This window comes from Actinomadura sp. WAC 06369, from assembly GCF_003947565.1.
GTDB lineage: Bacteria > Actinomycetota > Actinomycetes > Streptosporangiales > Streptosporangiaceae > Spirillospora > Spirillospora rifamycini.
On the sequence record NZ_QHJN01000073.1, the window covers coordinates 14656 to 37477 of the forward strand.

Annotated in this window: 23 protein-coding genes; 6 read left to right on the forward strand and 17 right to left on the reverse strand. The window is 72.3% G+C overall.

The features are described from left to right. Positions 1–11: 11 nt before the first annotated feature. From DMH08_RS20535 to DMH08_RS20545, 3 genes are all read left to right on the forward strand, one after another. The gene (locus DMH08_RS20535) at positions 12–191 is read left to right on the forward strand and encodes a DUF6104 family protein (protein ID WP_026401194.1); all 180 of its coding nucleotides are present in this window, start codon (positions 12–14) and stop codon (positions 189–191) included. 80 nt (positions 192–271) lie between these two features. Continuing rightward, positions 272–1099 (forward strand): DUF4097 family beta strand repeat-containing protein, encoded by an 828-nt coding sequence (locus DMH08_RS20540; RefSeq protein ID WP_125617063.1) that lies wholly within the window; start codon positions 272–274, stop codon positions 1097–1099. A 1-nt stretch (position 1100) separates the two neighbouring features. Continuing rightward, the gene (locus DMH08_RS20545; RefSeq protein ID WP_084549894.1) at positions 1101–1919 is read left to right on the forward strand and encodes a PadR family transcriptional regulator; all 819 of its coding nucleotides are present in this window, start codon (positions 1101–1103) and stop codon (positions 1917–1919) included. 24 nt (positions 1920–1943) lie between these two features. On the opposite strand, the gene DMH08_RS20550 is transcribed toward DMH08_RS20545, so the two are convergent. The 4 genes from DMH08_RS20550 to DMH08_RS20565 all read right to left on the reverse strand — a co-directional run bounded on the left by DMH08_RS20550 (position 1944) and on the right by DMH08_RS20565 (position 5657). After that, positions 1944–2912, reverse strand: a complete 969-nt coding sequence (locus DMH08_RS20550; protein ID WP_026401196.1) for a zinc-binding dehydrogenase — start codon at positions 2910–2912, stop codon at positions 1944–1946. 91 nt (positions 2913–3003) lie between these two features. After that, complete coding sequence (locus DMH08_RS20555; RefSeq protein ID WP_034516901.1) at positions 3004–3756, reverse strand: amino acid ABC transporter ATP-binding protein; 753 nt, start codon at positions 3754–3756, stop codon at positions 3004–3006. Between the two features lie 70 nt (positions 3757–3826). Beyond that, entirely contained in the window at positions 3827–4741 is a 915-nt protein-coding gene (locus DMH08_RS20560; RefSeq protein ID WP_051300286.1) for an amino acid ABC transporter permease, read from the reverse strand. Between the two features lie 4 nt (positions 4742–4745). After that, positions 4746–5657 carry an ABC transporter substrate-binding protein gene (locus tag DMH08_RS20565; protein ID WP_125617066.1) on the reverse strand — a complete coding sequence of 304 codons (912 nt, stop codon included), beginning with the start codon at positions 5655–5657 and terminating at the stop codon, positions 4746–4748. Between the two features lie 448 nt (positions 5658–6105). On the opposite strand from DMH08_RS20565, the gene DMH08_RS20570 reads away from it, so the two are divergent. Continuing rightward, positions 6106–7212: an NAD(P)-dependent malic enzyme gene (locus DMH08_RS20570; RefSeq protein ID WP_084549896.1), complete on the forward strand. Its 1107-nt coding sequence runs from the start codon at positions 6106–6108 to the stop codon at positions 7210–7212. A 118-nt stretch (positions 7213–7330) separates the two neighbouring features. Here DMH08_RS20570 and sodX read toward each other — a convergent pair whose 3' ends face one another. Next, on the reverse strand, positions 7331–7738 hold the full coding sequence (sodX, locus tag DMH08_RS20575) for a nickel-type superoxide dismutase maturation protease (RefSeq protein WP_233617712.1): 408 nt from the start codon (positions 7736–7738) through the stop codon (positions 7331–7333). A 166-nt stretch (positions 7739–7904) separates the two neighbouring features. On the opposite strand from sodX, the gene sodN reads away from it, so the two are divergent. Continuing rightward, complete coding sequence (sodN, locus tag DMH08_RS20580) at positions 7905–8333, forward strand: superoxide dismutase, Ni (RefSeq protein WP_034516835.1); 429 nt, start codon at positions 7905–7907, stop codon at positions 8331–8333. Positions 8334–8469: 136 nt separating this feature from the next. On the opposite strand, the gene DMH08_RS20585 is transcribed toward sodN, so the two are convergent. From DMH08_RS20585 to DMH08_RS20640, 12 genes are all read right to left on the reverse strand, one after another. Next, the gene (locus tag DMH08_RS20585; RefSeq protein WP_026401203.1) at positions 8470–8955 is read right to left on the reverse strand and encodes a GNAT family N-acetyltransferase; all 486 of its coding nucleotides are present in this window, start codon (positions 8953–8955) and stop codon (positions 8470–8472) included. Positions 8956–8980: 25 nt separating this feature from the next. Continuing rightward, on the reverse strand, positions 8981–10213 hold the full coding sequence (locus DMH08_RS20590) for an enolase C-terminal domain-like protein (protein WP_026401204.1): 1233 nt from the start codon (positions 10211–10213) through the stop codon (positions 8981–8983). 13 nt (positions 10214–10226) lie between these two features. After that, on the reverse strand, positions 10227–13334 hold the full coding sequence (locus DMH08_RS20595) for a glycoside hydrolase family 38 C-terminal domain-containing protein (protein WP_125617069.1): 3108 nt from the start codon (positions 13332–13334) through the stop codon (positions 10227–10229). 66 nt (positions 13335–13400) lie between these two features. Beyond that, positions 13401–14234 (reverse strand): carbohydrate ABC transporter permease, encoded by an 834-nt coding sequence (locus DMH08_RS20600; RefSeq protein WP_125617072.1) that lies wholly within the window; start codon positions 14232–14234, stop codon positions 13401–13403. After that, a complete protein-coding gene (locus DMH08_RS20605) occupies positions 14231–15208 on the reverse strand; it encodes a carbohydrate ABC transporter permease (RefSeq protein ID WP_084549897.1) in 978 nt (325 codons plus the stop codon). Before DMH08_RS20605 ends, DMH08_RS20600 begins: the two co-directional genes overlap by 4 nt. Before the next feature lie 7 nt (positions 15209–15215). Then, positions 15216–16487: an ABC transporter substrate-binding protein gene (locus DMH08_RS20610; protein ID WP_125617075.1), complete on the reverse strand. Its 1272-nt coding sequence runs from the start codon at positions 16485–16487 to the stop codon at positions 15216–15218. A gap of 149 nt (positions 16488–16636) precedes the next feature. Beyond that, on the reverse strand, positions 16637–17341 hold the full coding sequence (locus DMH08_RS20615; RefSeq protein WP_026401209.1) for a FadR/GntR family transcriptional regulator: 705 nt from the start codon (positions 17339–17341) through the stop codon (positions 16637–16639). Between the two features lie 43 nt (positions 17342–17384). Then, complete coding sequence (locus tag DMH08_RS20620; protein ID WP_125617078.1) at positions 17385–18317, reverse strand: alpha/beta hydrolase; 933 nt, start codon at positions 18315–18317, stop codon at positions 17385–17387. A gap of 79 nt (positions 18318–18396) precedes the next feature. Further along, on the reverse strand, positions 18397–19575 hold the full coding sequence (locus DMH08_RS20625) for a DUF4185 domain-containing protein (protein ID WP_125617083.1): 1179 nt from the start codon (positions 19573–19575) through the stop codon (positions 18397–18399). A gap of 41 nt (positions 19576–19616) precedes the next feature. Beyond that, the gene (locus tag DMH08_RS20630) at positions 19617–20408 is read right to left on the reverse strand and encodes an SDR family NAD(P)-dependent oxidoreductase (protein ID WP_026401211.1); all 792 of its coding nucleotides are present in this window, start codon (positions 20406–20408) and stop codon (positions 19617–19619) included. Continuing rightward, positions 20405–21424 carry a DUF4432 family protein gene (locus tag DMH08_RS20635; protein WP_125617087.1) on the reverse strand — a complete coding sequence of 340 codons (1020 nt, stop codon included), beginning with the start codon at positions 21422–21424 and terminating at the stop codon, positions 20405–20407. Before DMH08_RS20635 ends, DMH08_RS20630 begins: the two co-directional genes overlap by 4 nt. Further along, complete coding sequence (locus tag DMH08_RS20640) at positions 21424–22185, reverse strand: phytanoyl-CoA dioxygenase family protein (protein WP_026401213.1); 762 nt, start codon at positions 22183–22185, stop codon at positions 21424–21426. The genes DMH08_RS20635 and DMH08_RS20640 overlap by 1 nt, the downstream gene beginning before the upstream one ends. A 101-nt stretch (positions 22186–22286) precedes the next feature. On the opposite strand from DMH08_RS20640, the gene DMH08_RS20645 reads away from it, so the two are divergent. Beyond that, entirely contained in the window at positions 22287–22814 is a 528-nt protein-coding gene (locus DMH08_RS20645) for a PfkB family carbohydrate kinase (RefSeq protein WP_125617090.1), read from the forward strand. Positions 22815–22822: the final 8 nt, after the last annotated feature.

Consider the following 22822-nt stretch of genomic DNA (forward strand, 5'->3'; position numbering starts at 1 on the left):
GATCTACCGGCATGTACTTCACCGACCGCGGCATCGAGGAGCTGACGGACCGGCGCGGCGAGGAGGAGGTGTCGCTCGCCTGGCTCGCCGAGCGCCTGCGCGAGTTCGTCGACCTCAACCCGGAGTTCGAGACCCCCGTCGAGCGGCTGGCCACGTGGCTCGCCCGCCTCGACGACGAGGACGACGACTGACAACGCGATATGTCTTGACTTTCCGGCGACGCGACATATCGTGTTGATCGGAACGGGTCCTCGGCGGAAGGGCAGGCGACATGTCGCGTTGGACGATCGACGAACCGACCACCCTCGACTTCGACGGCGTGGTGGCCCTGCGGGCGACGCTGATCGCGGGCAGCGTCTCGGTACTGGCCTCCGACGAGCGGCCGTCGATCATGATCGGTGACGTGGAGGGGCCGCCGCTGGCGGTGTCGCACGAGGCCGGGATGCTGACGGTCAGCCACGAGAAGCTGTGGGAGGGCGTCCTCACCTGGCTGCGCACGCAGAAGGCGCGGGCGACGATCACCGTGACCGTCCCGCACGACTGCCCGGTGAGCCTGAACCTGGTGTCGGCGGACGCGGTCGTCACGGGGATGACGGTCCGGACGTCCATCAAGAGCGCGTCGGGCGACGTGACGCTCGACGGGGTGGCGGGCGCGATCGACGCGAACACCGTGTCCGGGGCGATCGAGGCGCAGGGACTGGACGGCACGGTCGCGTTCACGTCCGTGTCCGGGGACCTCTCGCTGGCCGGCGCGTCGATCGAGCGGCTCGCCGCGCGGACGGTCAGCGGGCGCATCGCCGCCGACCTCGACCTGCCCGGCGAGTGCCGGATCGAGGTCAACAGCGTGTCCGGGGAGGTCGCGCTGCGGATCCCCGAGTCGGCGGGCGCGCACGTGTCGCTGAACTCGGCCGCCGGGCGCATCGAGACGTCGTTCCCCGAGCTGGACCACCAGGACCGGACGGTCTCGCGCAGCGTCAACGGCAAGATCGGCGACGGTTCCGGGCGGGTCGCGGTCAACACCGTGTCCGGCGCCGTCACGCTCCTCGGGCGCGCCGAGGACGACGCGCCGGGGATCGACGCCCCCGGAATGGAGAAGTGAGTTGAGCCCCGTTTTCGGCCACGGCCGCCTCCGGCTCTACCTGCTGAAGCTGCTGCAGGAGAGCCCGCGCCACGGCTACGAGATGATCCGGCTGCTGCAGGACCGCTTCCTCGGCGTCTACTCCCCCTCCCCCGGCACGATCTACCCGCGGCTGGCCCGGCTGGAGTCGGAGGGCCTGGTCACCCACGAGGTGATCAAGGGCAAGAAGGTGTACTCGCTGACCGACAAGGGGCGCGAGGAGCTGGAGCGCCGGATGGACGAGCTCGCCGACCTGGAGGAGGAGATCTCCGCGTCGGCGCAGGAGTTCGCCCGGGGCGTCCAGCAGGACGTGCGGCAGACCGTCCGGACGCTGCGCGAGGAGCTGAGCCAGGCCGCCAAGACGATGCGCGACCAGGGCCGCACGGCGTCGAAGGACGCGTGGCGCGAGACGTCCGAGCGGCAGAAGGACGTGTGGCGGGAGACCACCGAGCGGCAGAAGGACGAGTGGCGGCGGCAGAAGGACCACTGGCGCGACCAGACGCAGGCGTGGAAGGAGGAGTGGCGGCAGACGTGGGAGGACGCCTGGAAGACGGCGACCGGGTCCGCGGAGGACGTCGCCCGCCTCAAGCTCGAGCGGCACCTGCGGCGGTTCGTGGAGGACGTCCGCCGGGCCGCCGGGGACGCGCGGCTCGACGACGACGCCCTCGCCGCCGCCCGCACCCTGCTGGACGAGACGCGCGAGCGGCTGCGGCGGGACGTCTTCGGCGGCGCCCCGGACGCCCCGGGCGGCGCGGACGCCCCGCACAACGCGGAAGGCCGGAACGGCGACGGGAGGCCGTGACGCGCACGGCCCCCCGCACGGCCGTCAGGGCGTGAAGACGATCTTGCCGAAGAGGTCGCCCTCGGCCATCGCCGCGAACCCCGCGCGGGCGTCCCGCAGCGGCAGCACCCGGTCGACCGTCGGGCGCACGCCCGTCTTGACCAGGAACCGCGCGAGCCGTTCGAGCTGCCCGCGCGTCCCCATGGTGGAGCCGATGACCTGGAGCTGCAGGAAGAACACCCGGTTCAGCTCGGCCGGGGGCACCTGGCCGCTCGTCGCGCCGGACACCACGACGCGCCCGCCGGGCCGCAGCGACTTCAGCGAGTGCGCCCAGGTCGCCTGCCCGACCGTCTCGATCACCGCGTCGACCCGCTCGGGCAGCCGCGCGCCGGTCTCCACCGCCGCGTCCGCGCCGAGCTCCAGCGCCCGGCGGCGCTTGTCCTCGCTGCGGCTGGTCGCGTAGACGCGGAACCCGGCGGCGGACGCCAGCGCGATCGCCGCCGAGGCGACGCCGCCGCCCGCGCCCTGCACGAGGACGCTCCCGCCGGGTTCGAGCCCGGCCTTGCCGAACAGCATCCGGTACGCGGTGAGCCACGCCGTCGGGAGGCAGGCGGCCTCCTCGAACGACAGCTCAGCGGGCTTGGGGACGAGGTTGCGGCGCGGCACCGCGACCTTCTCGGCGAGGGTGCCGGGGTGGACCTCGGAGAGCAGCGAGCGCTTCGGGTCGAGGGTCTCGTCGCCGCCGCCCCGGTCCGGGTCGCCGATCACCGAGTGGACGATCACCTCGTTGCCGTCCTCGTCGATCCCGGCCGCGTCGCAGCCGAGGATCATCGGGAGCCGGTCGGCGGGCAGCCCGACGCCCTTCAGCGACCAGAGGTCGTGGTGGTTGAGGGCGGCGGCCCGCACCGTGACGGTCGTCCAGCCGTCCGGCGCCTCGGGGTCGGGGCGCTCCCCCGTCGTCAGGCCGGACAGCGGGTCGTCTGCGTCGATCTTCGTGGCGGTGACAGCGAACATGAACGCACACTAACGGCCCGCCCGGAACGCCGGACGGCCCGCCCCCGTGCGGGGCGGGCCGTCCGGAGAGCGCCGCCGGAGCGGCACCGGTTCACAGCACCTTGGACAGGAAGTCCCGGGTGCGCGAGTGCTGCGGGTTCGCCAGCACCTCGCGGGGCGCGCCCTTCTCGACCACGACGCCGTCGTCCATGAACACCAGGGAGTCGCCGACCTCGCGGGCGAACCCCATCTCGTGCGTGACGACGATCATCGTCATGCCGTCCAGGGCGAGCTGCTTCATGACCTCGAGGACCTCGCCGACGAGCTCGGGGTCGAGCGCCGAGGTGGGCTCGTCGAACAGCATCAGCGCGGGCTCCATGGCCAGCGCCCGCGCGATCGCCACCCGCTGCTGCTGCCCGCCGGACAGCTGCGCCGGGTAGCTGTTCGCCTTGTCGCCCAGCCCGACCCGGTTCAGCAGGGCGGTGGCCCGCTCGCGGACCTCCGCCTTGGGGTGCCGCTTGACCCGGACGGGCGCCTCCATGACGTTCTCGAGCGCCGTCATGTGCGGGAACAGGTTGAACCGCTGGAAGACCATGCCGATCTCGCGGCGCTGCGCGGCGACCTCCTTGTCGCGCAGCTCGTAGAGCTTCCCGCCCTTCTCCCGGTACCCGACCAGGTGCCCGTTCACGTACAGGCGCCCCGCGTTGATCTTCTCGAGGTGGTTGATGCAGCGCAGGAAGGTGGACTTGCCGGACCCGGACGGGCCGATGACGCACATCACCTCGCCCGGCTTGACCTCCAGGTCGATCCCCTTGAGGACCTCCGTGCGGCCGAACGACTTGTGCACCTGCTCGGCGCGCACCATCGGGCCGCCGGACGCGGGGCCTTTCGCCAGTGCGTCGCTCACGGATTCCTCACCTCGCTCGTCCCGCCGGTCACGACTGCCCGCTTCCGCGGCCGCGCAGGCGCAGCCCGGCCGACGCGGACTCGCCCTTGCTGGTGCCCTTGCTGTAGTGCCGCTCCAGGTAGTGCTGGCCGATCATCATGATCGAGGAGATCAGCAGGTACCACAGGCACGCCATCACCAGCATCGGGATGATCTTGTACGTGGTGGCGTAGATCGTCTGCGCGGTGAACGTCAGCTCCGCGTACGGGACGGCCGCGACGAGCGACGTGTTCTTCAGCATCGAGATCGACTCGTTGCCCGTCGGCGGGACGATCACCCGCATCGCCTGCGGCAGCACGATCCGCCGCATCGTCTGCGCCCGCGACATGCCGAGGGCGCTCGCGGCCTCCTGCTGCCCCTCGTCCACCGACAGGATGCCGGCCCGGACGATCTCGGCCATGTAGCCGGCCTCGTTGAGGATCAGCCCGAGGGCCGCCGCGCTCGCGGCGTTGATCAGCGCCTGCGTCTCCCAGGTCTGGAACTCGGGCCCGAACGGGATGCCGATCCCCACCGTGGGGAACAGCGTCCCGATCGCGCCCCAGATCAGCAGCTGGGTGTAGAGCGGGGTGCCGCGGAAGAACCACAGGTAGATCCAGGCCGCGCCGCTGAGCAGCGGGTTCGCCGACAGCCGCATCAGGGCGAGCACGATGCCGATCGCCGTCCCGCCGACCATCGCGGCGAGCGTCAGCCAGACCGTGTTGCGGACGCCCTCCAGCACCGGTTCGGAGAACAGGTACTCCCACTGCTCCGACCACTCCAGGGCCTTGCTGGTCAGCAGGAAGTGGATGAACATCGCGACCAGCACCAGCACCGCGGCCGCGCCCACCCAGCGGCCGGGGTGCCGGACGGGGACGGCCTTGATGGGGTCGGGCCGTCCCTTCCCGACGTCGTCGCCGATCGTCATGCGATCAGCTCTGCGCCGCGTTGATCGCCGGTTCGGTGATCGCGCCGCTCTCGACCCCGTACTCCTCGAGGATCTTCGTGTAGGTGCCGTCGGCCATCAGCGCCTTCAGCGCGCCCTGCACGGCCTCCTTGAACTGGCCGCTCTGCTTGTTGAGCGCGTAGCCGTAGGGGGCCGTGTCGTACGCCTCGCCGATGATCTCCAGCTTGTCGCCGGTCTGCTTGACGGCGTAGCCGACGATCGGCGAGTCGGCGGCCATCGCGTCGACCTTGCCCGCCACCAGGTCGTTGTTGACCTCGGTCTGCTGCTTGCGGACGACGCTCTTGATGGCCGGCTTGCCCGCGTCGGTGCACTCCTTGCTGCGGGCCTCGAGGTCCTCGACCTGCACCGTGCCCTGCTGGACGCCGACGCTCTTGCCGCACGCGTTGTCCGGGTCGACCTGCTTGGGGTTGCCCTTGAGCGCGGCCCAGCCGGTGCCCGCCGAGTAGTACGTGACGAAGTCGACGGCCTGCTCGCGCTCCTTGGTGTCGGTGAAGGAGGAGACGCCGATCTCGTACTTGCCGGACTGCACGCCCGGGATGATCGTGTCGAAGCCCGCGTTCTGGAACTCGGTCTTCAGGCCGAGCTTGGCCGCGACGGCCTGGAACAGCTCGACGTCCCAGCCGACGATGTCCTGCGAGGCCGGGTCCACCGACTCGTTGGGCGGGTACGAGGCGTCCGACCCGATCATGATCTTGCCGTCGCTCTTGATGTTCTCGGGGACCAGGCCGGCGAGCTGGGAGTCGACGGCCACCTCGGACGCGGCCTCCGAACCGCCGCCGCCGTCGTCCTCGGAGCCGCACGCGGAGAGGGCGAGGGCCCCCGTCAGGACGAGCGCACCTGCCGCGACGGCGCGGCGGCGCAGAGAACCGGTGATCACGGGTTCCCCCTCCAGTCGATGTCTGCGGATCCGCGAGGATCCGGAGGTCAGGAGCACATTTTGGCGCATAACGGGCATGCTCCCGGTTAAGGGTGCGACACAATCGGACAACGAGGCAGCGCCGATCACGTCTCGACCGCGCCCGCGATCGCCACGAAGCGTCACCACCCGGCGACCTTTCACTTCCCCTACGTGACGGCCGCCACCGTCCCACCCCCCGGACCGACAGCGGACCGTGTGGCACAATCGGACAACGGGTGACCCCCGTACGTCGCGAGATGTCCACCATGGTGACGGCCACCACACCACACCACCGCGGCGGCATCACTCGAAAGCAGATCATCTTTCACAGACAGGGGTCGCTGTGGCTGCTCAGCCCATTCCCACCGAACCGCGCACACTGGACGACGATCCGGCATTTCCGCTGCACCGGGGCGGAAAGCTCGAAATGCGCTCGACCATCCCGGTGCGCAACAAGGAAGACCTCTCCCTCGCCTACACGCCGGGCGTCGCGCGCGTCTGCACCGCCATCGCCGACCGTCCCGAACTCGCCCACGAGTACACGTGGACGTCCAAGGTCGTCGCCGTCGTCACCGACGGCACCGCCGTCCTCGGCCTCGGCGACATCGGCCCGGCCGCCTCCATGCCCGTCATGGAGGGCAAGTCGATCCTGTTCAAGGAGTTCGCCGACGTCGACTCGGTGCCGATCGCGCTGAGCTGCACGGGCGTCGACGAGATCGTCGACACGGTGATCCGGATGGCGCCGAGCTTCGGCGGCATCAACCTCGAGGACATCAGCGCCCCCCGCTGCTTCGAGATCGAGGAGCGGCTCCGCGACGCCCTCGACATCCCCGTCTTCCACGACGACCAGCACGGCACCGCGATCGTCGCGCTCGCCGCGCTCACCAACGCCGCGCGCCACGTCGGCAAGCCCCTCTCGGAGCTGCGCGCCGTCGTGGCCGGCGCCGGCGCCTCCGGCATCGCCGTCTCGCAGATCCTCATCGAGGCGGGCATCGGCGACATCGCGCTGTCCGACAGCAAGGGCCTCATCTACGCGGGCCGCGACGGGCTCAACCCGATCAAGGAGCGGATCGCCGCGATCACCAACCGGACCGGGCTCAAGGGCTCGACCGAGGAGGCGCTCAAGGGCGCCGACGTGTTCATCGGCCTGTCCGGCAGCACGGTGCGCGAGTCCTGCGTCGCCACGATGTCCGACAACGCCATCGTGTTCGCGCTGTCGAACCCCACCCCCGAGGTCCACCCCGACGTCGCGCGCCGGCACGCCAAGGTCGTCGCCACCGGCCGCAGCGACTTCCCGAACCAGATCAACAACGTGCTGGCGTTCCCGGGCATCTTCCGCGGCGCGCTGGACGTCCGCGCCCACTCGATCACCGAGGGCATGAAGCTGGCCGCCGCGAACGCGCTGGCCGACATCGTCGGCGACGACCTCACCGCCGACTACATCATCCCCGGCCCGTTCGACGACCGGGTCGCGCCCGCGGTCACCGCCGCCGTCGCCGCCCAGGCCCGCAAGGAAGGCGTCAACCGCGTCTGAGCCCACCCCCGGCGGCCCGTGTTCCCTCCGGAACACGGGCCGCCGCTTTCCGCGCGAAGCGGTGTAATCTCCGCCACGAAGAAGCAACATCAAGCCCTGTCGGCGGACCGGCCGCCCGTCACCCGTCGGCCCGCGGTCCGCGACCGCCCCGCGCCACCGTCCCCCACCGTGACGGGGGCCAGTAGCGCGCCACGACCCGGCCGAGCACGAGCCCGTCCGGGACGGCGCCGAAGTCCCAGCTGTCCCGCCGCCCGGGCGCCCGCTGGTTGTCGCTCTCCAGCCACCAGCCGTCCGGGTCCCGCCGCACCGCCCGCTTGACGATCAGCAGCTCCGTCCGCTCGGGATGCCGCGCCACCACGACGTCCCCCGCCGCCGGGGAGCCGTCCCGGACGACGAGCCAGTCCCCCGGCCGCAGCTCAGGCAGCATCGACTCCCCCTCGACCAGCGCCGTCCGCAACCGCCCGCGCGCCCAGCCGGCCGCCAGCACCGCCCCGCCGCCCGCGAGCAGCGCCCCCCAGATCCGCATGGTCCTCCTCACCGGCGGCCGCCGGCGCGCATATCCGGACGGCGGGCGGTCACATTCCCCTGCGGGAGGGGTTCCGGGCCGCCCGCCGGCCCGGGTCTTAGGCCGAAATACCGAGTCCCTGGCCGCACGCGGCCGGGGCCACAAGGGTAATGTCGGTGCCCTGAGCATGATCCGCAACGAGGGAAGGGAATCGCAGGTGTTCAAGCTTCTGCGCCCGAAGACGACGGTCTCCGCGCACTGCGACCTGCCGTGTGGTGTCTACGACCCGGCGCAGGCCCGGATCGAGGCCGAGTCGGTCAAGGCGATCTGCGAGAAGTACGCCGCCAACGAGGACCCGGAGTTCCGCACTCGGGCGATCCTGATCAAGGAGCAGCGCTCCAACCTGGTCAAGGAGCACCTCTGGGTGCTGTGGACGGACTACTTCAAGCCGCCGCACTTCGAGAAGTACCCGCAGCTCCACGAGCTGTTCAACAAGGCCACGAAGCTGGCCGGCGCCGCCGGCACCAAGGGCAGCATGGACGTCAAGACGGCCGAGGAGCTGCTGTCCCACATCGCGGAGATCGACAAGATCTTCTGGGAGACCAAGCAGGGCTGACGGCCCGTGCTTCAAGGCCCGGCCCCGAGGGGCCGGGCCTTGGTCGTCCCCGGTCCGCGGCGGCGGGCCCGGGCGGGCGCGGAGAGCCCCGCCCGGGCCCGCCGCCGTCGCCGGGCGGGCGCCCGCCGGGCGCCGGTCAGCGGGCCGAGGGGGCGGGGGCCGCCAGGGAGCGCAGTGCGTCGCCGGTGAGGCGGTAGACCGTCCACTCGTCCTGCGGACGGGCGCCGAGGGCCTCGTAGAACCGGATGGATGGCTCGTTCCAGTTCAGGACGGACCACTCGACGCGCTCGTAGCCGTTCTCGTCGGCGACCCGGGCGAGTTCGGTGAGCAGGAGCCTGCCGTAGCCGCGGCCCCGGACGTCCGGGTCGACGTACAGGTCCTCCAGGTAGATCCCGTGCGTGCCGTTCCACGTGGAGAAGTTGAGGAACCACAGCGCGAACCCGACGACGCGGCCGCCGTCCTCGACGACGTGCGCGAACACCTTGGGCTCGTCGCCGAAGAGCCGGTCGCGCAGCTGCTCCTCGGTGGCCTTCACCTCGTGCAGGGCGCGCTCGTACTCGGCGAGGTCGCGGACGAGCCGCAGGATGTCGGGAACGTCGTCGGGCGTCGCATGTCGGATCACGGCGGCCAGGCTACCCCGGTGCAGGTCATACGAGGGGCGCCAGGGGCCGGGACGGGTCCGCCCAGCGGTCGTTCGGGACGATCGGGTACCAGCCGGGGCGTCCGGGGTCGCGGTCGTAGGGGTAGCCGCCGAGTTCGCGGTACAGCTCGGCGTACTCGGCGAGCTTGTCGCGGTCGAGTTCGACGCCCAGCCCCGGGCCGGACGGGACGCGGATGCGGCCGCCCTCGTAGCGGAACGGGCCGCCCTTGATCACGTCGTCGGCGAGGTGGTGGTAGTGGGCGTCGGCGGCGTAGGTGAGGTTGGGCAGGACGGCGCCGAGGTGCAGCATCGTGGCGAGCTGGACGCCGAGTTCGCCGGACGAGTGGACGGCGACGCCGAGCTGGAAGGTCTCGCAGACGGCGGCGGCCTTCACGCAGGCGCGGATGCCGCCCCAGAACGTGGTGTCGAGGAGGACGACGTCGGCGGCGCGGCGCAGCACGTTGGCGGCGAGCTGCTCGAAGTTGACCACGACGGTGTTGGTGGCGAGGGGGATGTTGACGCGCTCGCGGACGAGGCGGAGCCCTTCGAGGCCGAGGACGGGGTCTTCGAGGTAGTCGTTGGGGAGGTCCTCGATGGCCCGGCCGAACCGGAGCCCCTCGTCGAGGCTGAGGACGGAGTTGGGGTCGTAGCGGAGGCGGTCGCCGGGGAGGGCCTCGGCGAGCGACCGGTAACAGTCGAGCTCGTGGTCGGGCGGGAAGACGCCGCCCTTGAGCTTGTGGACCGTGAAGCCGTGCCGGTCCTTCAGCGCGCGCGCGTGCTCGACGAGCTGCTCGGACGTGCGCACCTCGGGCACGTCCCCCTGCGGGTAGCGGAAGAAGAGGTACGACGCGAACTGGACGGCGTCGCGGATGCGGCCGCCGAGGAGGTCGTGCACCGGGACGCCGAGGTGCTTGCCGACGAGGTCCAGGCAGGCGAACTCGATGGCGGCGAGGAGCTGGGTGCGGTTGTTGTAGAGCCCGGCGGTCGGGTTGGCGATCTTGAAGCGGAGCGCTTCGAGTTCGAACGGGTCGTGCCCGACCAGGTGCGGGACGAGCGCCCGGAAGGCGAGTTCGGCGCTCTCCCCGCCGCCGCCCATCTCGCCGAGCCCGACCAGGCCGTTGTCGGCCTCCACCTCGACGATGGTGCGGACGAACCGGCCCCAGTGGGCGCCGTTGCTGTGCAGCAGGGGCGCCTCCAGCGGCACGGTGACGGTGGTGGCCCTGATGTCCGTGATCTTCATGTCTCCCCGATCCTCAACGCCGAACGGTGACGGTGGCGACGCCGCACGCGGGCAGCCGGACCGTCGTCGTGCCGTCCCGGACGGGCAGGTCCGCCGGGTCCCGCTCCAGTCCCGCCGACAGGCTCGCCCGGGTGTAGCCGGGCACGTGCAGCCCGGTCTCCACCGGCCCGGACGCGAGCGACTGCAGGCGGATCGCCAGGCCGTCGCCGTCGCGGGCGCGGCCGACGGACGTCACGAGCACGTCGGGGTCGTCGACGCGCAGGAACGCGCCCGCCTCGGCGGGCTCCGCCCCGGTCGCGAGAGTGGCGACGAACGGGTCGGTGAGCCCGGCGGCGGTGCGGGCGCCGAGGCGGCGGCCGGACCCGGCGGGCGCCGACGCGAACGCGTACCGGAACGTCGTCTCGCCCTGCTGCTGGGACGGGAAGTTCGTGTCCCAGATGTTGTTGAGGGCCCACGAGTAGACGGTGCCGTCCTCGGGGTCGAGGGTCGGCGGGAACGGCGCGTACGGCATGTGGATGGAGCCGAACTGGACGAGCGGCGCCTCCAGCGTCGCCCACGCGACGGTCAGGTCGGGGTCCTCGAACGCCACCCAGTGCCGGACGGGCCGCATGTGCTCGGCCGACCCCGGCACGCTCGGGACGTGCGTCCCGCCGACGCCGCCGGTCAGCTCCCACGCGGCGGGCGGGCCGCCGACGGCGAACGGGAACGCGAAGAACACCGCCTCCTTCGCCGCGGTCGGCTGCTTGCCGAGCTGGAACCGGACGTCGACGCGCGGGACGTCCGTCCACAGGTCGATGGTCGTGCGGAGCCAGTCGACGCCCTTGCCGCGGGCCTCGACGACGAGGCGCTCCCCGGCGGGGGTGCGCTCGCGGCGGACGACGGTCGCGTGGGTGGCGATCGCGCGGTCGCCGAGCATCGTCTTGTCGTGCACGAGCATGTGCCCGGACATGTGGTTGAAGTGCGGCGCGGTCGCGTACCGGTCGTAGACGTACTGGCCGAAGCCCGCGGCGGCGCCGGCGTTCACGAGCTCGCGGCCGGCGGCCTTGTCGAACACCGAGGCGATGTGGCCCTCCCGGACGTCGAACGCGACGCGGTAGTGCGCGTTCTCGATCGTCGCGTCGGCGGTGCCGAGGTCGGCGGGCGGCGGCGCCGGCTCGGCCGCGCGGACGACGTCGAGCCGGACGTGCCCGTGCCCCGGCAGGTCGCGGACGATCGCGTCGAGGTGCCGGCCGATCGGGCGGGTCGGCCACTCGTCCGGATCGACCTCCTCCTCGCGGTGCGGGACGGGCTCGCCGGTGCGGGCGTCGACGAGGGCGATCGGGACGTCCGCGGGGACGACGTCGCGGGGCAGGAACGCGCGGGCGACGTCGGTGCGCGCGGCGGTGCCGGGGTTGACGACGACGAACGAGGCGAGCGCGTCCGGGGCGGGACCGAACGTGGCGCCGATGCGGCGGGCGCCGGACTGCAGGAGGTCGAGGGCGTCGTCGTGCGCCTGGTAGCCGACCTGCGACTTGCGGGTCCACTGCAGGCCGCCGGAGTCGCCGCCCTCCTCGGCGTCCTCCCACGGGTTCGCGGCGCCCCACGTGTGCTCGTCGAACAGCGCGGCGCCGTCGTAGGCGGCGTCGATCGCCGCGGGGGCGCCGGTGCGGTCGCCGCTGCGCTCGTCCGCGAACGCGTGCAGGGTCTCGGCGGCCCGCAGGGCGCTCTGGGCGCGGCGCACGTATCCGAGGGGGCGGGCGCCGGAGCCGAGGCCGTCGGCCCACCAGTCGGTCCAGTCGCCCTCGTGCACCTGGAGCCGGTCGGCGTGGTGCTCCTCGACGTACGCGAAGAAGTCGGCGTTCGCGGCGGACCGCAGCCGCGGGTACGCCCAGGTCTCGTTCCAGCGGTGCGCGATGTCCGCGGGGACGAGGGACGGGCCGGCGTTGTCGGCGTGCGCGCCCTGGACCCGCAGGTGGACGGCGTCCAGGACGTCGGGGTCCTTGGCGGCGCCGACCTGGCCGGGCGCGGCGTACCAGCCGAACGTGCCCGGCCCGTACGGGTAGGGGCGGTCGGCGAGGGCGGACAGGTAGCGGGGCAGCAGGTCCTCGGCGAGGTCGTAGCCGTCGACGAGCCCGACCGTGTTGCCCTCCATGTACGCCATGCCGTGCGGGGTGTCGGTGAACCACACGAGCAGTTCGCCGCCGCCCGGGGAGCGCCAGCGGAACGGGCGCCCGAGCTTGTCGCCGCCGGTCACGTACGGGACGGAGCGGCCGGCCCAGTTGTGCGCGGCGGCCAGGTACCGGACGCCCGCGGCGTTGAGCGCGTCGACGGTGCCGACGACGGCGCCCGGGACGTCGGTGTGCATCGCCGACCGGACCTCGATGCCGTGGTCGCGGCGCAGGTCCTCGACGAAGCGGAGCTGGCGGTACAGCTCCTCGGTGGAGCACGCCTCCAGGTGGAGCTGCATCGGGAACGCGGTGATCTCGATGTTCCCGGCCCGCACCCGCTCGACGAACTCGGCGACCTGGTCGTCCGGGCGGGTGGCGAGCCAGCGCAGGGCGGGCAGCGACGACTCGACCGACCAGCGGAACCGGGCGTCGTCGGGGCGCCCGTCGGTCTCCCGGGCGAGGCGCAGCGCCGCGTCCAGGTAGTCGAGGTGGTGCCGCAGGACGGTGCCCTGCGTGTCGGTGTAGCCGATGTCGAGGTGCGAGTGGTGGACGACGAAGACGTTCCACTTGCGCTGCGGGGTGATGTCGAGGGGCGCGGCGCCGACGAGGCCGCCGCCGCCGCGCACCTCCAGGGTGACGCGGCGGGGGGCGTCCACCTCGGGGACGAGCAGGGTGACCGAGGGCCCGTCGGCGGGGGCGGACGCGAGGACCTCGCCGCCGTCGACGAGCGCGACCTCGAGCCCGCCGCCGGCGGGGCCGTCCGCACCGGCCGCCTCCAGCGTCAGCCGGACGGCCTGCCGGAGCGGGCCCGCCGGACCGTCGGCGGGGTCGCGCCGGAACAGCGGCAGGACGGCGGCGCGGACCGACAGCCCGCGGACGGCGAGGACTTCGGCGGACGTGTCGCGGCGCAGCGCGTCGCGGATCCCGTCGTAGTCGGGCGAGCCGAGGCTCGCCTGGAGCAGGCGACTCGTCATCGTTCAGCGTTTCCTTCGGAGGGAGCCGGGGTGCGGATCGGTACGTGCGGATCAGAACTGGGCGGATCAGAACTGGGCGAGCGTGAGCCCGCGGGTGAACAGCCGTTGCGTGGCGAGGAACAGCACGACGGTCGGGAGGGAGACGACGAGGCCGGCGGCGAGCGCGATCGGGACGGGCGTCCCGGCGTACACGTCGGTGGTGAGCGCGGACAGCTCCGCCCACACGGGGCGGACGGTCTCCGACTGCGACAGCGTCAGGCCGAACAGCAGGTCGTTCCAGACGTAGGTGAACTCCAGGATGAACACGGCGGCGAGAGCGGCCGACGACAGCGGCAGGTAGATGCGCCAGAAGATGCGGAAGGTGGACGCGCCGTCCAGCCGCGCCGCCTCGAAGATGGAGACGGCGACGCCGCCGAAGAAGTTGCGCATGACCAGCGCCGCGAGCGGCACGCTGATCGCCGTGTAGACGATGACGAGGCCGAGCTGGCTGTCGTACATCGACACCCTGCTGTACCCGACGAACAGCGGGATGAGCAGCATCTGGAACGGCACGACGGTCCCGGCGAAGATCACCACGAACCACAGGAAGCCGTGCCTGAGCCGCAGCACGACGATCGCGTATCCGGCGAGCGCGCCGAGCAGCACCGCGATCGCGGGCGACACGATGCTGTACATGAGGGTGCTGAGCAGGGTGGCGCCGACGTCGGTGCGCTCCCACGCCGCGGCGATGTTGTCGAACAGCCCGATCGAGGCGGGCGGCGACACGGCGTCGGAGGCGTCGTAGTCCTCGGCCGGGCGGACGGCGTTCGCCACCACGAGGTAGGTGGGGAACAGCCACGCCAGCCCGAGCACGACCAGGATCACGCGCCGGACCGTTCCGGTGAGCAGGCGGGCCTTCATCGGTTCTCCTTGCCGACCTGGTGGCGCAGGTAGATGTACGAGGCGAGGCCGGTGACGGTGGTGAGCAGCACCGCGATCGCCGACCCGTAGCCGTACGACCCGGCGACGAAGACCTCGCGGTACATCGTCACGGCGAGCGTCTCGGACGAGCGGCCGGGCCCGCCCTGCGTCATCACCCAGACGATGTCGAAGGTCTTCAGGCTCGCGACGAGCGCGAGGCCGAACACGACGGTGGTGATCGGGCGCATCAGCGGCCAGATGACGTGCCGGAACATGCTCCAGCCGGACGCGCCGTCGATGCGGGCGGCCTCGATCGGCGCCTTCGGGATCGACTGCAGGCCGACGACGAACAGCAGCATGTTGACGCCGAGCTGCTGCCACGTCCACACCACGATCATCGCGACCGTGTTGCGGGGGCCGTCCTGGAGGAACGCGGTGTCGCCGCCGGGCATCCCGAGGAACGTGAGGATCTGGTTGGCCATGCCGTCCGGCTGGAGGATGAAGCCCCAGATGACGCCGAGGCCCGCGCCGGACATCGCGTACGGGAGCAGGAACGGCAGCCGGAACCACGCGCCGCCCTTGATGTCGTACGACAGCACGGCGACGAGCAGCCCGAGCCCGACGGGCAGCACGACCGTCCCGGCGACCCACAGCAGCGTGTTGCGGATCGAGACGAGCAGGGCGTCGTCCTCGAGCAGCCGCCGGTAGTTGTCGATGCCGGTGAACTCGGGCGAGGCGAGCCCGTCGTAGGCGGTGAAGCTCAGGTAGACCGTCCACAGGAACGGCAGGTAGAGCAGCACCGCGACGAACAGGACGGCGGGCGACACGTACAGGTGCCGGAACCGGCCGTACAGGGCGAATCCCCGCCCGGCCCGGCCCCCGGCCCCGCCGGGCCGCCGGCGGGCGCCGGACGGCCCGGTGCCGCGCGCGCCCGCCTTGGCGGGGCGGTCGGCGGTGGCGTTGCGGATGGTCATCGGGTGCTCAGCTTCCGGCCTTCTGCTGCTTCCAGTACCGGTCGTTGGCCTTCTGGATCGTCTGCAGCACTTCCATGTACGAGCCGGGCTCGTTGAGGAACTTGTCGAGCGCGCTGAGCGCCTCGGTCAGGACGGGCGACGGCGTGGCCTCGAAGTACCGCAGGACGAGCCGGTTCTCGTCGCTCGTGGCCTTCTTCGCGACCTCGCCCAAGTCCGGGTCGGCGATCTTCACCTTGGGGTTGGCGGACACGTCGCCGCGCGCGTTCGCCCACTTCTCCTGCGCCTCGGCGCTCGTCCACCAGGTGAGGTACTTCTCGCTGGACTCCGGCGACGGCGCCTTCTTCAGCGAGCACAGCGGCCCGCTCTCGAAGATCAGCGACCGTTTCGGCAGGTCCGCGTTCACGTTGGGGATGAGGAAGAAGCCGTAGTCCTTCCCGAGTTCGAGGCCGCGCTGCGTCATGCTGGTGTTGAACCAGGTGCCGTTCATGACCATGGCGGCGTCGCCGGACTTGAAGTGGTCGGCGGGGTCGGCCTTGTCGCCCGGCTCGGTGAGGTAGCCCTTGTCGATGAGCCCCTTCCACTGCTCCATGACCTTGACGACGCCCGGGTCGGTGTAGGACGCCTCCCCCTTCGACAGCCGGTCGTACAGCTCGGGGTCGGTGCCGGCGAGGAGCTGCTCGAACCAGACGAACGAGAACAGCGACGTCGGCGTCGTCTGGTGGAACGGGACCTGCCCGGCGGCCTTGAGCTTCGCGGCGACGTCCATCAGCTCGTCCCAGGTCTCGGGCGGCTCCAGGTCGTGCTTCTCGAAGACCTTCTTGCTGTAGAACATCCCCCAGTACGCGGTGTTCAGCGGCACGCAGTACTGCTTGCCGTCGATCGTGTAGTACTGGCGGAGCTGCTCGGTGAGGTCGCCGGCCTTGATGCCCTGCGCCCAGATGTCGCCGGTCTCGGCGACCTGGTCCTGCTCGACGATCTCGCGGAGCCGCTCCCCGGTCGTCCAGGTGAACAGGTCGGGCTTGACGTTGGTGCGGAACGACGACTTGATGAACGCGGTGTACGCGGGCTCGTCGGTGTAGCCGACCGGCTCCATGTCGATGCCGATCCGCTGCTCGCCGAACTCCGCCATCTGCTCGAAGTACGGCTTCCAGGCGCCCTTGTCGTTGTACAGCTTGAGGTGGTTCGGATCGCCGGATCCGCCGCCGGAGCCGCAGCCGGCGGCGAGCAGCAGCGCGCCCGTGGCGAGCGCGGTCACCCGCAGTCGCTTCGTTGACGGCATGGTGAGCCTCCTTCATCGGGGGGCGCCCGATCGGGGTGGGGATCGGGAGGTTCGGGGACGGTCGGAGGAGTCGGTGAACGGGCCGTGCGGCCGTGCTCGGCCGGACGGCTGTTCCTTCGGGTTCTGAGGGTGCGAGGGGACGGGACGGCTCAGGCGAGCCGCTGCTCGATCACGTGCTTGACGTCGGCGAGGTGGGCGCGCATGAGGTCCTCGGCCTCGCCGTCCGCGCCCCGCTCGATCGCGCCGAGGATCGCCCGGTGCTCCTCGTAGTCGCGGGTGCGGTCGTCGAAGATGCGCTGTATCTCGCGCTGCTCCGAGGAGTGCACCTTCAGCAGCGAGTCGATGACCTCGCACAGGACCGAGTTGCCGGCGGCGCCGGCGGTGGCCCGGTGGAACGCCATGTTCGCCTCGTGGAGCCGCGCCTCGGCCTCCTGCACGTCGCCGGTCAGGTTCCGGCCCGCCTCGTCCAGGACGGTGCGGAGCCGGTCGAGGTCGTCCGGTGCGCAGCGCCGCGCGGCCTGCGCGGCCAGCGGCGGCTCGATCAGCAGCCGGGCGTCCAGCAGGTGCAGCACCCGCTCGCCGTCCAGCGTGCGGACGTTCGGGTTGGCGATGACGACGCGTTCGAGGTCGGCGCCCACGTAGATGCCGGAGCCGTGCCGGAGCTGGATCGCCCCGGTCGCCTCCAGCCGGCGCAGCGCCTCGCGCAGCGTCGGCGTGGTCACCGCGAACCGCTGCGACAGCTCCCGCGCCGACGGCAGCCGGTCGCCCGGGCGCAGGCCGTCCGCCCTGATCAGCTCCAGCATCCGCTCGGTCAGAGCGTCCGCCAGGCTCGGCCGGGCCACATCCTGTGCCATCGCCACCTCGCTCCCAGAAGGTCAAGTCATCTAATCACTTAGTCTACGGCGCTGTCCATAGGTTCCGCCGCAGGACGTCGCGCTGCTCGGCGAACGCCCGCCGGGCGGCGTCCGCCGACGGGACGCCGTCGAACCCGTGGCACACCCCCGGCACGTGCCGCAGCTCGGTCGGGACCCCCGCCTCGATCAGCCGCCGCGCGTACTCCAGCGCCTCGTCGCGCAGCGGGTCGAACTCGGCGGCCAGGACGTACGCGGGCGGCAGCCCGGCGAGGTCCGCGGCCCGCGCGGGCGCCGCGTACGGGGTGGCGGGCCGCCCGCCCAGGTAGTGCCGCCACATGTGCTCCGCGTCCGTCCGGTTGAACAGCGGCGGGTCGGTGAACGCGCGCATCGACGGGGTGTCCATGCGGTCGTCCAGCACCGGGTACAGCAGCATCTGGAACGCCAGCGGCGGGCCGCCCTCGTCGCGGGCGCGCAGCGCCACCGCCGCCGCGAGCGCGCCGCCGGCGCTGCCGCCGCCCACCGCGACCCGCGCCGGGTCGCCGCCGAAGTCGGACGCGTGCGCCTGCGCCCACGCCGTCGCCGCGCGGCAGTCGTCGAGGCCCGCCGGGAACGGGTGCTCGGGCGCCAGCCGGTAGTCGACCGACACCACCGCGATCCCGTCCTCCCCCGCGAACGCGAGGCAGCGGCCGTGCTCGTTCTCCAGGCCGCCGGTGACGAACCCGCCGCCGTGGAAGTACACGAGGACGGGCGCCGGGCGCGCCGCCCGCAGCGGCCGGTAGATCCGGACGGGCACGGGCGGCGCGCCCGGGACCGTCCGGTCGGTGACCTCGACCCGGAAGTCGCCCGCGGGCTCCTCGAGCGCCGCCACGAGGGCGCGCATCGCGGCGCGCGCCGGCCCGGGACGCGCGAGCCCGACGTGGGGCGCGTCCCGCAGCGCCTCGGCGAGCTGGGGGTCGAGCCCCGGCGGCATGGACATGGCGACCTCCGGATGGTCGTGGAAGGGGCGCTCCCCCCGGCGGGAGGAACCGGGGGGAGCGCGGGGAGGAGGGTCGGGGTCAGCCGCTCACCGGCACGTTCACGTACCGGGGGCGGTAGATGCTGGCGTACTGGTAGTTGTCGTTGACGCCGTCGTCCTCGGCGGTGTCGAGGGTGTTGACGTTGTACGAGATCACCAGGTTGCCGCTGGACGACAGCGACGCGTGCTGGTGCGCGTTGTAGGTGTAGACGTCGGGCCAGGAGCCCGTCTCCGGCGTCGTGTAGACGGTCCGCTCGTCGGTGAAGGGGCCGTCGGCTGAGCACGCCAGCGAGATGTCGATCTCCGCGCCGAAGGCGTACTCGGTGTCCTGGTTGACCATGATGTAGTGGGCGCCGCGCCGGGTGACGCTGAACTCGTTGGACACGCCGCTCATCTGGCGGACCGAGTCGGTCTCCCGGGTCGACCAGCCGCCGGCCGTCCGGTAGCTCCACTGGCCGCGCAGGTCGTCGCCGCTCACCTTCGCGATGTGCAGGTACTTGGTGTTCTGCTGAGAGTCGGGGTCGGTGTAGTCCTCGGTGCCGTAGATGTAGGTGTTCCCGCCGTCCTTCAGCAGCGCCGACCCCCACTGGACGCCGATCGCCGACGGCATCGCCTGGACGCTCGTCGGGTCGGACAGGTCCGCCGTGGAGAAGCGCGCCAGGACGTTGCGCTTCCACGTCAGGTCCCAGGACGTCCCGTTGCCGGGGTCCGGGTCGTAGTACTCGCGGTAGAGCTGCTGGACCTCCGACCCGCGCTGGGTGAGGTCGCCCGCCCAGTACCAGTGGGCGGCCTGCGGCGGCGGCATGGGCGCCTCGGGGTCGGCCGAGGTCCCGCCGGTGACGGTCGACAGCGACCCGTTCGCGCCCTGCACGACGAACGAGTTGTTGATGAACGGCGTCGTCCCGCCCTCCTCGATCACGGGCGAGCGGGACCCGTCCGCGTTGACCTTGCCGAGGAACGTGTCGGAGTAGGCGAAGACGATGCGGCCGTCGGACAGCTTCAGCGAGTACGTCGTGTCGCCGCCCGTCCAGTCGTCCAGCCGGGCGTTGCTGTTGCCGTAGTCGGTGAACTTCGCGTTCATCGCGAGGTTCTGCGTCGCGGTCCCGAACGTCGGCGCGGGACTCCCCGCGCAGACCGGGCCGGCCTGCGCGGCCGCCGGGGCCGCGGGCACGGCCACCAGCCCGGCCGCGAGGGCCAGCGCGAGAGCGGACTTGGACATGCGTTACCTCCGTGGGGGGATGCGGACGGTTGCAGCGGGGCTCAGTGGTCCGGCAGTGCCGCCGGGTTGCGGGCGAGGAGGCCGCCGTCGACGCGGTGCTCGGCCCCGGTGACGAACGAGGAGCGCGGACCGGCCAGGAACGCCACCACCTCGGCGACCTCCTCCGGACGCGCGACGCGCCCGAGCGGGTGCGCGCGGCCCCACTCGGCGACCTGGGCGTCCTGGTCGGCGCCGCCGCGGAACAGGTCCGCGGCCCAGCGCAGCATGGGGGTGTCGACCGACCCCGGGCACACCGTGTTCGCCCGGATCCCGTCGGCCGCGTGGTCGAGGGCCATCGCCCGGGTCAGCGCGTTGATCGCGGCCTTGCTCGCGCTGTAGGCGGCGACCCCCGCCTGCGACACGAACGCCTGCACCGACGACACCGTGACGATCGTCCCGCCGCCCCGGCGCCGCAGCTCGGGCACCGCCGCGCGGCACGCGAGGAAGACGCCCTTGACGTTCACGTCCAGGACCTCGTCCCACGTCTCCTCGGACGTGTCCTCGACCGTCCCGTACCGCTGCACCCCCGCGCAGGTCACCACCGTGTCGAGGCCGCCGTGCTCGGACACCGCCGTCCGCACCAGCCCCTCGGCGGCCGCCGCGTCCCGCACGTCGGCGACCACGCCCGTGACCGTCCGCCCGGCCGCCCGCAGCTCCGCCTCGGCGCCGGCCACGCCGTCGAGCCCGCAGAACACCACGGCGGCGCCCGCGCCGGCGAGGCGCTCCACCACCGCGCGCCCGATGCCCAGCGACCCGCCGGTGACCAGCGCGACCTTGCCCTCGAACTCGCTCACCCCGTGCTCCCCTCGATGACGCCCGCGCGCAGCCACAGCCGCCGCACCGCCCGCGGGCCCAGCTTCAGCGCCGTCCCGTTCTCCACCGCCGCCGCCAGCCCGTCGGTCGGGTGCCCGGCGAACGGCTCGAGCCCGACCACGTACGCGCGGCCCCACCACGGGTGGTCCGCGGTCGCCCCGAGCTCCTGCCAGAGCCACAGGTGCGGCAGGACGGACTCGTCCCACCGCACCCGCAGCCCCGGACCGCCCGCGGGGTCGACCACCTCGTAGCGGCCCTCGTCCAGGTCGGTGAGGTAGACGATCTCACTCGGCCCGCCCGGCGCGGGGACGACGCTCAGGTCGACCGTCCCGCCGCCGTCCGCGGGGACGTGCGGCCACCGGTGCGGGCCGCCCGCGCGCACACGGCGCCCGCCCGGCCCGATCGGGGTCGCGTGCGGGACGACCCGCGCCCCGTCCGGCACCCGGATCCGGTGGCCCGGCTTCAGGAAGGGCGCACCGAACACGATGTGGTGGCCCCACATGGCGTCCAGCTCGACATCGGACTCGTTCGCCAGCTCCTCCTCGACGACCAGCTCGGCGACGCCCGAGACCATCCGGAACGTCTTGACCACCCGCAGGGGCATCCGGTGCGCGCGCACACTGAGCCGGACGGCGACCTCCTGCTCGTCGTCGGCGACGACCTCCGCGTCCCACGGCAGCCCGGCGACCTCGCCGTGCTGGGCGAAACGGGCGCCCCGGTAGACGCTCGGCGCGCCGCCGTTCGGCAGGACCTCCTGCCAGCCGCCCTCGTAGCGGTCGAGAAACACCGCGACGTCGTCGGACGCGCCGTCCCCCGGGGCGCGCAGCCCGTCGGGCGAGAGCCACACGAAGTCCGTGTCGGACGGCTTGTGGAGGAACTCGACGACGTCGCCGCCCTTGCCGGCCAGGACGACCACGCGCAGCAGCTCGTTCTCCAGCACGAAGGCCCGCAGGCCCGCCAGCGCGATCTCCCGCAGGCGGACGCCCCAGTTCCGCATCACGTCCAGCTCTCGGCGCCCCGGAAGGCGAAGTGCTCCCCCGCCGCGTACCGGGGCCGCGGCCGGTACTCGTTCACTCCCGGCTCGCCCCGCAGGTGCAGCGCCGACGGGAACGGCGACGGCTCCGCGGTGATCTTCGTGGACGTCGGAATGTACCGGATCGTCAGCCCGCACCGCCGGTACGGCGACTCGTTGGCGTTGCTCCCGTGCATGATGTTCGGGTGGTGGACCTCGACGTCACCCGGCTCCAGCACCAGGTCGACGGCCTCGCGCTCGTCCACCTCCCGCGCGCTCTCGACCCCGAACACCGCCTCGACGTCGTCGCGCTCCCGGACGTCGTGCAGCCCGCCGCGGTGGCTGCCCGGGATGACCCGCAGGCAGCCGTTCTCCGGCGTCGAGCGGTCGACGGCCAGCCACAGCGTGACCACCCGCATCGGTTCGAGCGGCCAGAACGAGCCGTCCTGGTGCCAGAGCACCGCCTTCCCGGTGTACGGCGGCTTCGAGATGTACGCCGACGCGAACAGCGCGATGTCGGGCCCCACGAACCGCTCCGCGACGTCGAGCAGCCGGTCGTCCGACACGAGCCGCACCCAGAACGGGTCCTCGGCCACGAGTTCCGTCGACAGGTCCTCGCCGCCCTTCTCCGGGTGACGCTCCTGCAACCAGCGGACGTGCTCGTCCGCCTCGGCGATCAGCTCGGCGTCCAGCACGTTCCGGAAGATCGCGTAGCCGTCCGTCTCGTAGCGCTGCATCGGATCCATCGGGCCCCTCCATGGCGTGTGAATCACGGCACATGAAGTCTTAGTCATCAGATCACTTGTTGTCTAGATGTATCGTCGCCCCATCACAGACGGGAGCCGCCATGCAGAACATCCGCGTCGCGCTGATCGGCGAGTGCATGATCGAACTGAGCCACCTCGACCCGGACCGGCTGGCGCTCGGCTACGCCGGCGACGCCTTCAACGTGGCCGCCTACTTGGCCCGCTCCGCCCCCGTCGACGTCCAGTTCGTCACGGCCGTCGGCGACGACCCCTACAGCGCCGAGATGCGCGCCGCCTGGGCCGACCGCAACGTCGGCTCGGCCCTCACCCGCGTGATCCCGAACGGCCGTCCCGGCCTCTACCTCATCCGCACCGACGACCGCGGCGAGCGCACGTTCCACTACTACCGGTCGCAGTCCGCCGCCCGCGCCCTCTTCGGCCCCGGCCACCCCGACGCCCTCGACGACGCCCTCGCCGACCACGACGTCGTCTACCTCTCGGGCATCACCCTGTCGATCCTCACCACGTCCGCCCGCGCCCGCCTCCTCGCCGTCCTGGACGAGACCCGCCGCCGCGGCGGCGGGTCTCGTCCAGGACGGCGAGGAGGCGGGCGCGGGCGGACGTGGTGAGGATCGAC

Bases quoted from the DNA above. Each gene is read 5' to 3' on its own strand.
- DMH08_RS20625 (WP_125617083.1), bottom strand. From the start codon at position 19,575: ATGTCCAAGTCCGCTCTCGCGCTGGCCCTCGCGGCCGGGCTGGTGGCC.
- sodN (WP_034516835.1), top strand. From the start codon at position 7,905: ATGATCCGCAACGAGGGAAGGGAATCGCAGGTGTTCAAGCTTCTGCGC.
- sodX (WP_233617712.1), bottom strand. From the start codon at position 7,738: ATGCGGATCTGGGGGGCGCTGCTCGCGGGCGGCGGGGCGGTGCTGGCG.
- DMH08_RS20600 (WP_125617072.1), bottom strand. From the start codon at position 14,234: ATGAAGGCCCGCCTGCTCACCGGAACGGTCCGGCGCGTGATCCTGGTC.
- DMH08_RS20570 (WP_084549896.1), top strand. From the start codon at position 6,106: ATGCGCTCGACCATCCCGGTGCGCAACAAGGAAGACCTCTCCCTCGCC.
- DMH08_RS20540 (WP_125617063.1), top strand. From the start codon at position 272: ATGTCGCGTTGGACGATCGACGAACCGACCACCCTCGACTTCGACGGC.
- DMH08_RS20615 (WP_026401209.1), bottom strand. From the start codon at position 17,341: ATGGCACAGGATGTGGCCCGGCCGAGCCTGGCGGACGCTCTGACCGAG.
- DMH08_RS20535 (WP_026401194.1), top strand. From the start codon at position 12: ATGTACTTCACCGACCGCGGCATCGAGGAGCTGACGGACCGGCGCGGC.
- DMH08_RS20550 (WP_026401196.1), bottom strand. From the start codon at position 2,912: ATGTTCGCTGTCACCGCCACGAAGATCGACGCAGACGACCCGCTGTCC.
- DMH08_RS20595 (WP_125617069.1), bottom strand. From the start codon at position 13,334: ATGACGAGTCGCCTGCTCCAGGCGAGCCTCGGCTCGCCCGACTACGAC.
- DMH08_RS20560 (WP_051300286.1), bottom strand. From the start codon at position 4,741: ATGACGATCGGCGACGACGTCGGGAAGGGACGGCCCGACCCCATCAAG.
- DMH08_RS20590 (WP_026401204.1), bottom strand. From the start codon at position 10,213: ATGAAGATCACGGACATCAGGGCCACCACCGTCACCGTGCCGCTGGAG.
- DMH08_RS20620 (WP_125617078.1), bottom strand. From the start codon at position 18,317: ATGTCCATGCCGCCGGGGCTCGACCCCCAGCTCGCCGAGGCGCTGCGG.
- DMH08_RS20640 (WP_026401213.1), bottom strand. From the start codon at position 22,185: ATGGATCCGATGCAGCGCTACGAGACGGACGGCTACGCGATCTTCCGG.
- DMH08_RS20635 (WP_125617087.1), bottom strand. From the start codon at position 21,424: ATGCGGAACTGGGGCGTCCGCCTGCGGGAGATCGCGCTGGCGGGCCTG.
- DMH08_RS20610 (WP_125617075.1), bottom strand. From the start codon at position 16,487: ATGCCGTCAACGAAGCGACTGCGGGTGACCGCGCTCGCCACGGGCGCG.
- DMH08_RS20605 (WP_084549897.1), bottom strand. From the start codon at position 15,208: ATGACCATCCGCAACGCCACCGCCGACCGCCCCGCCAAGGCGGGCGCG.
- DMH08_RS20645 (WP_125617090.1), top strand. From the start codon at position 22,287: ATGCAGAACATCCGCGTCGCGCTGATCGGCGAGTGCATGATCGAACTG.
- DMH08_RS20555 (WP_034516901.1), bottom strand. From the start codon at position 3,756: ATGGTGCGCGCCGAGCAGGTGCACAAGTCGTTCGGCCGCACGGAGGTC.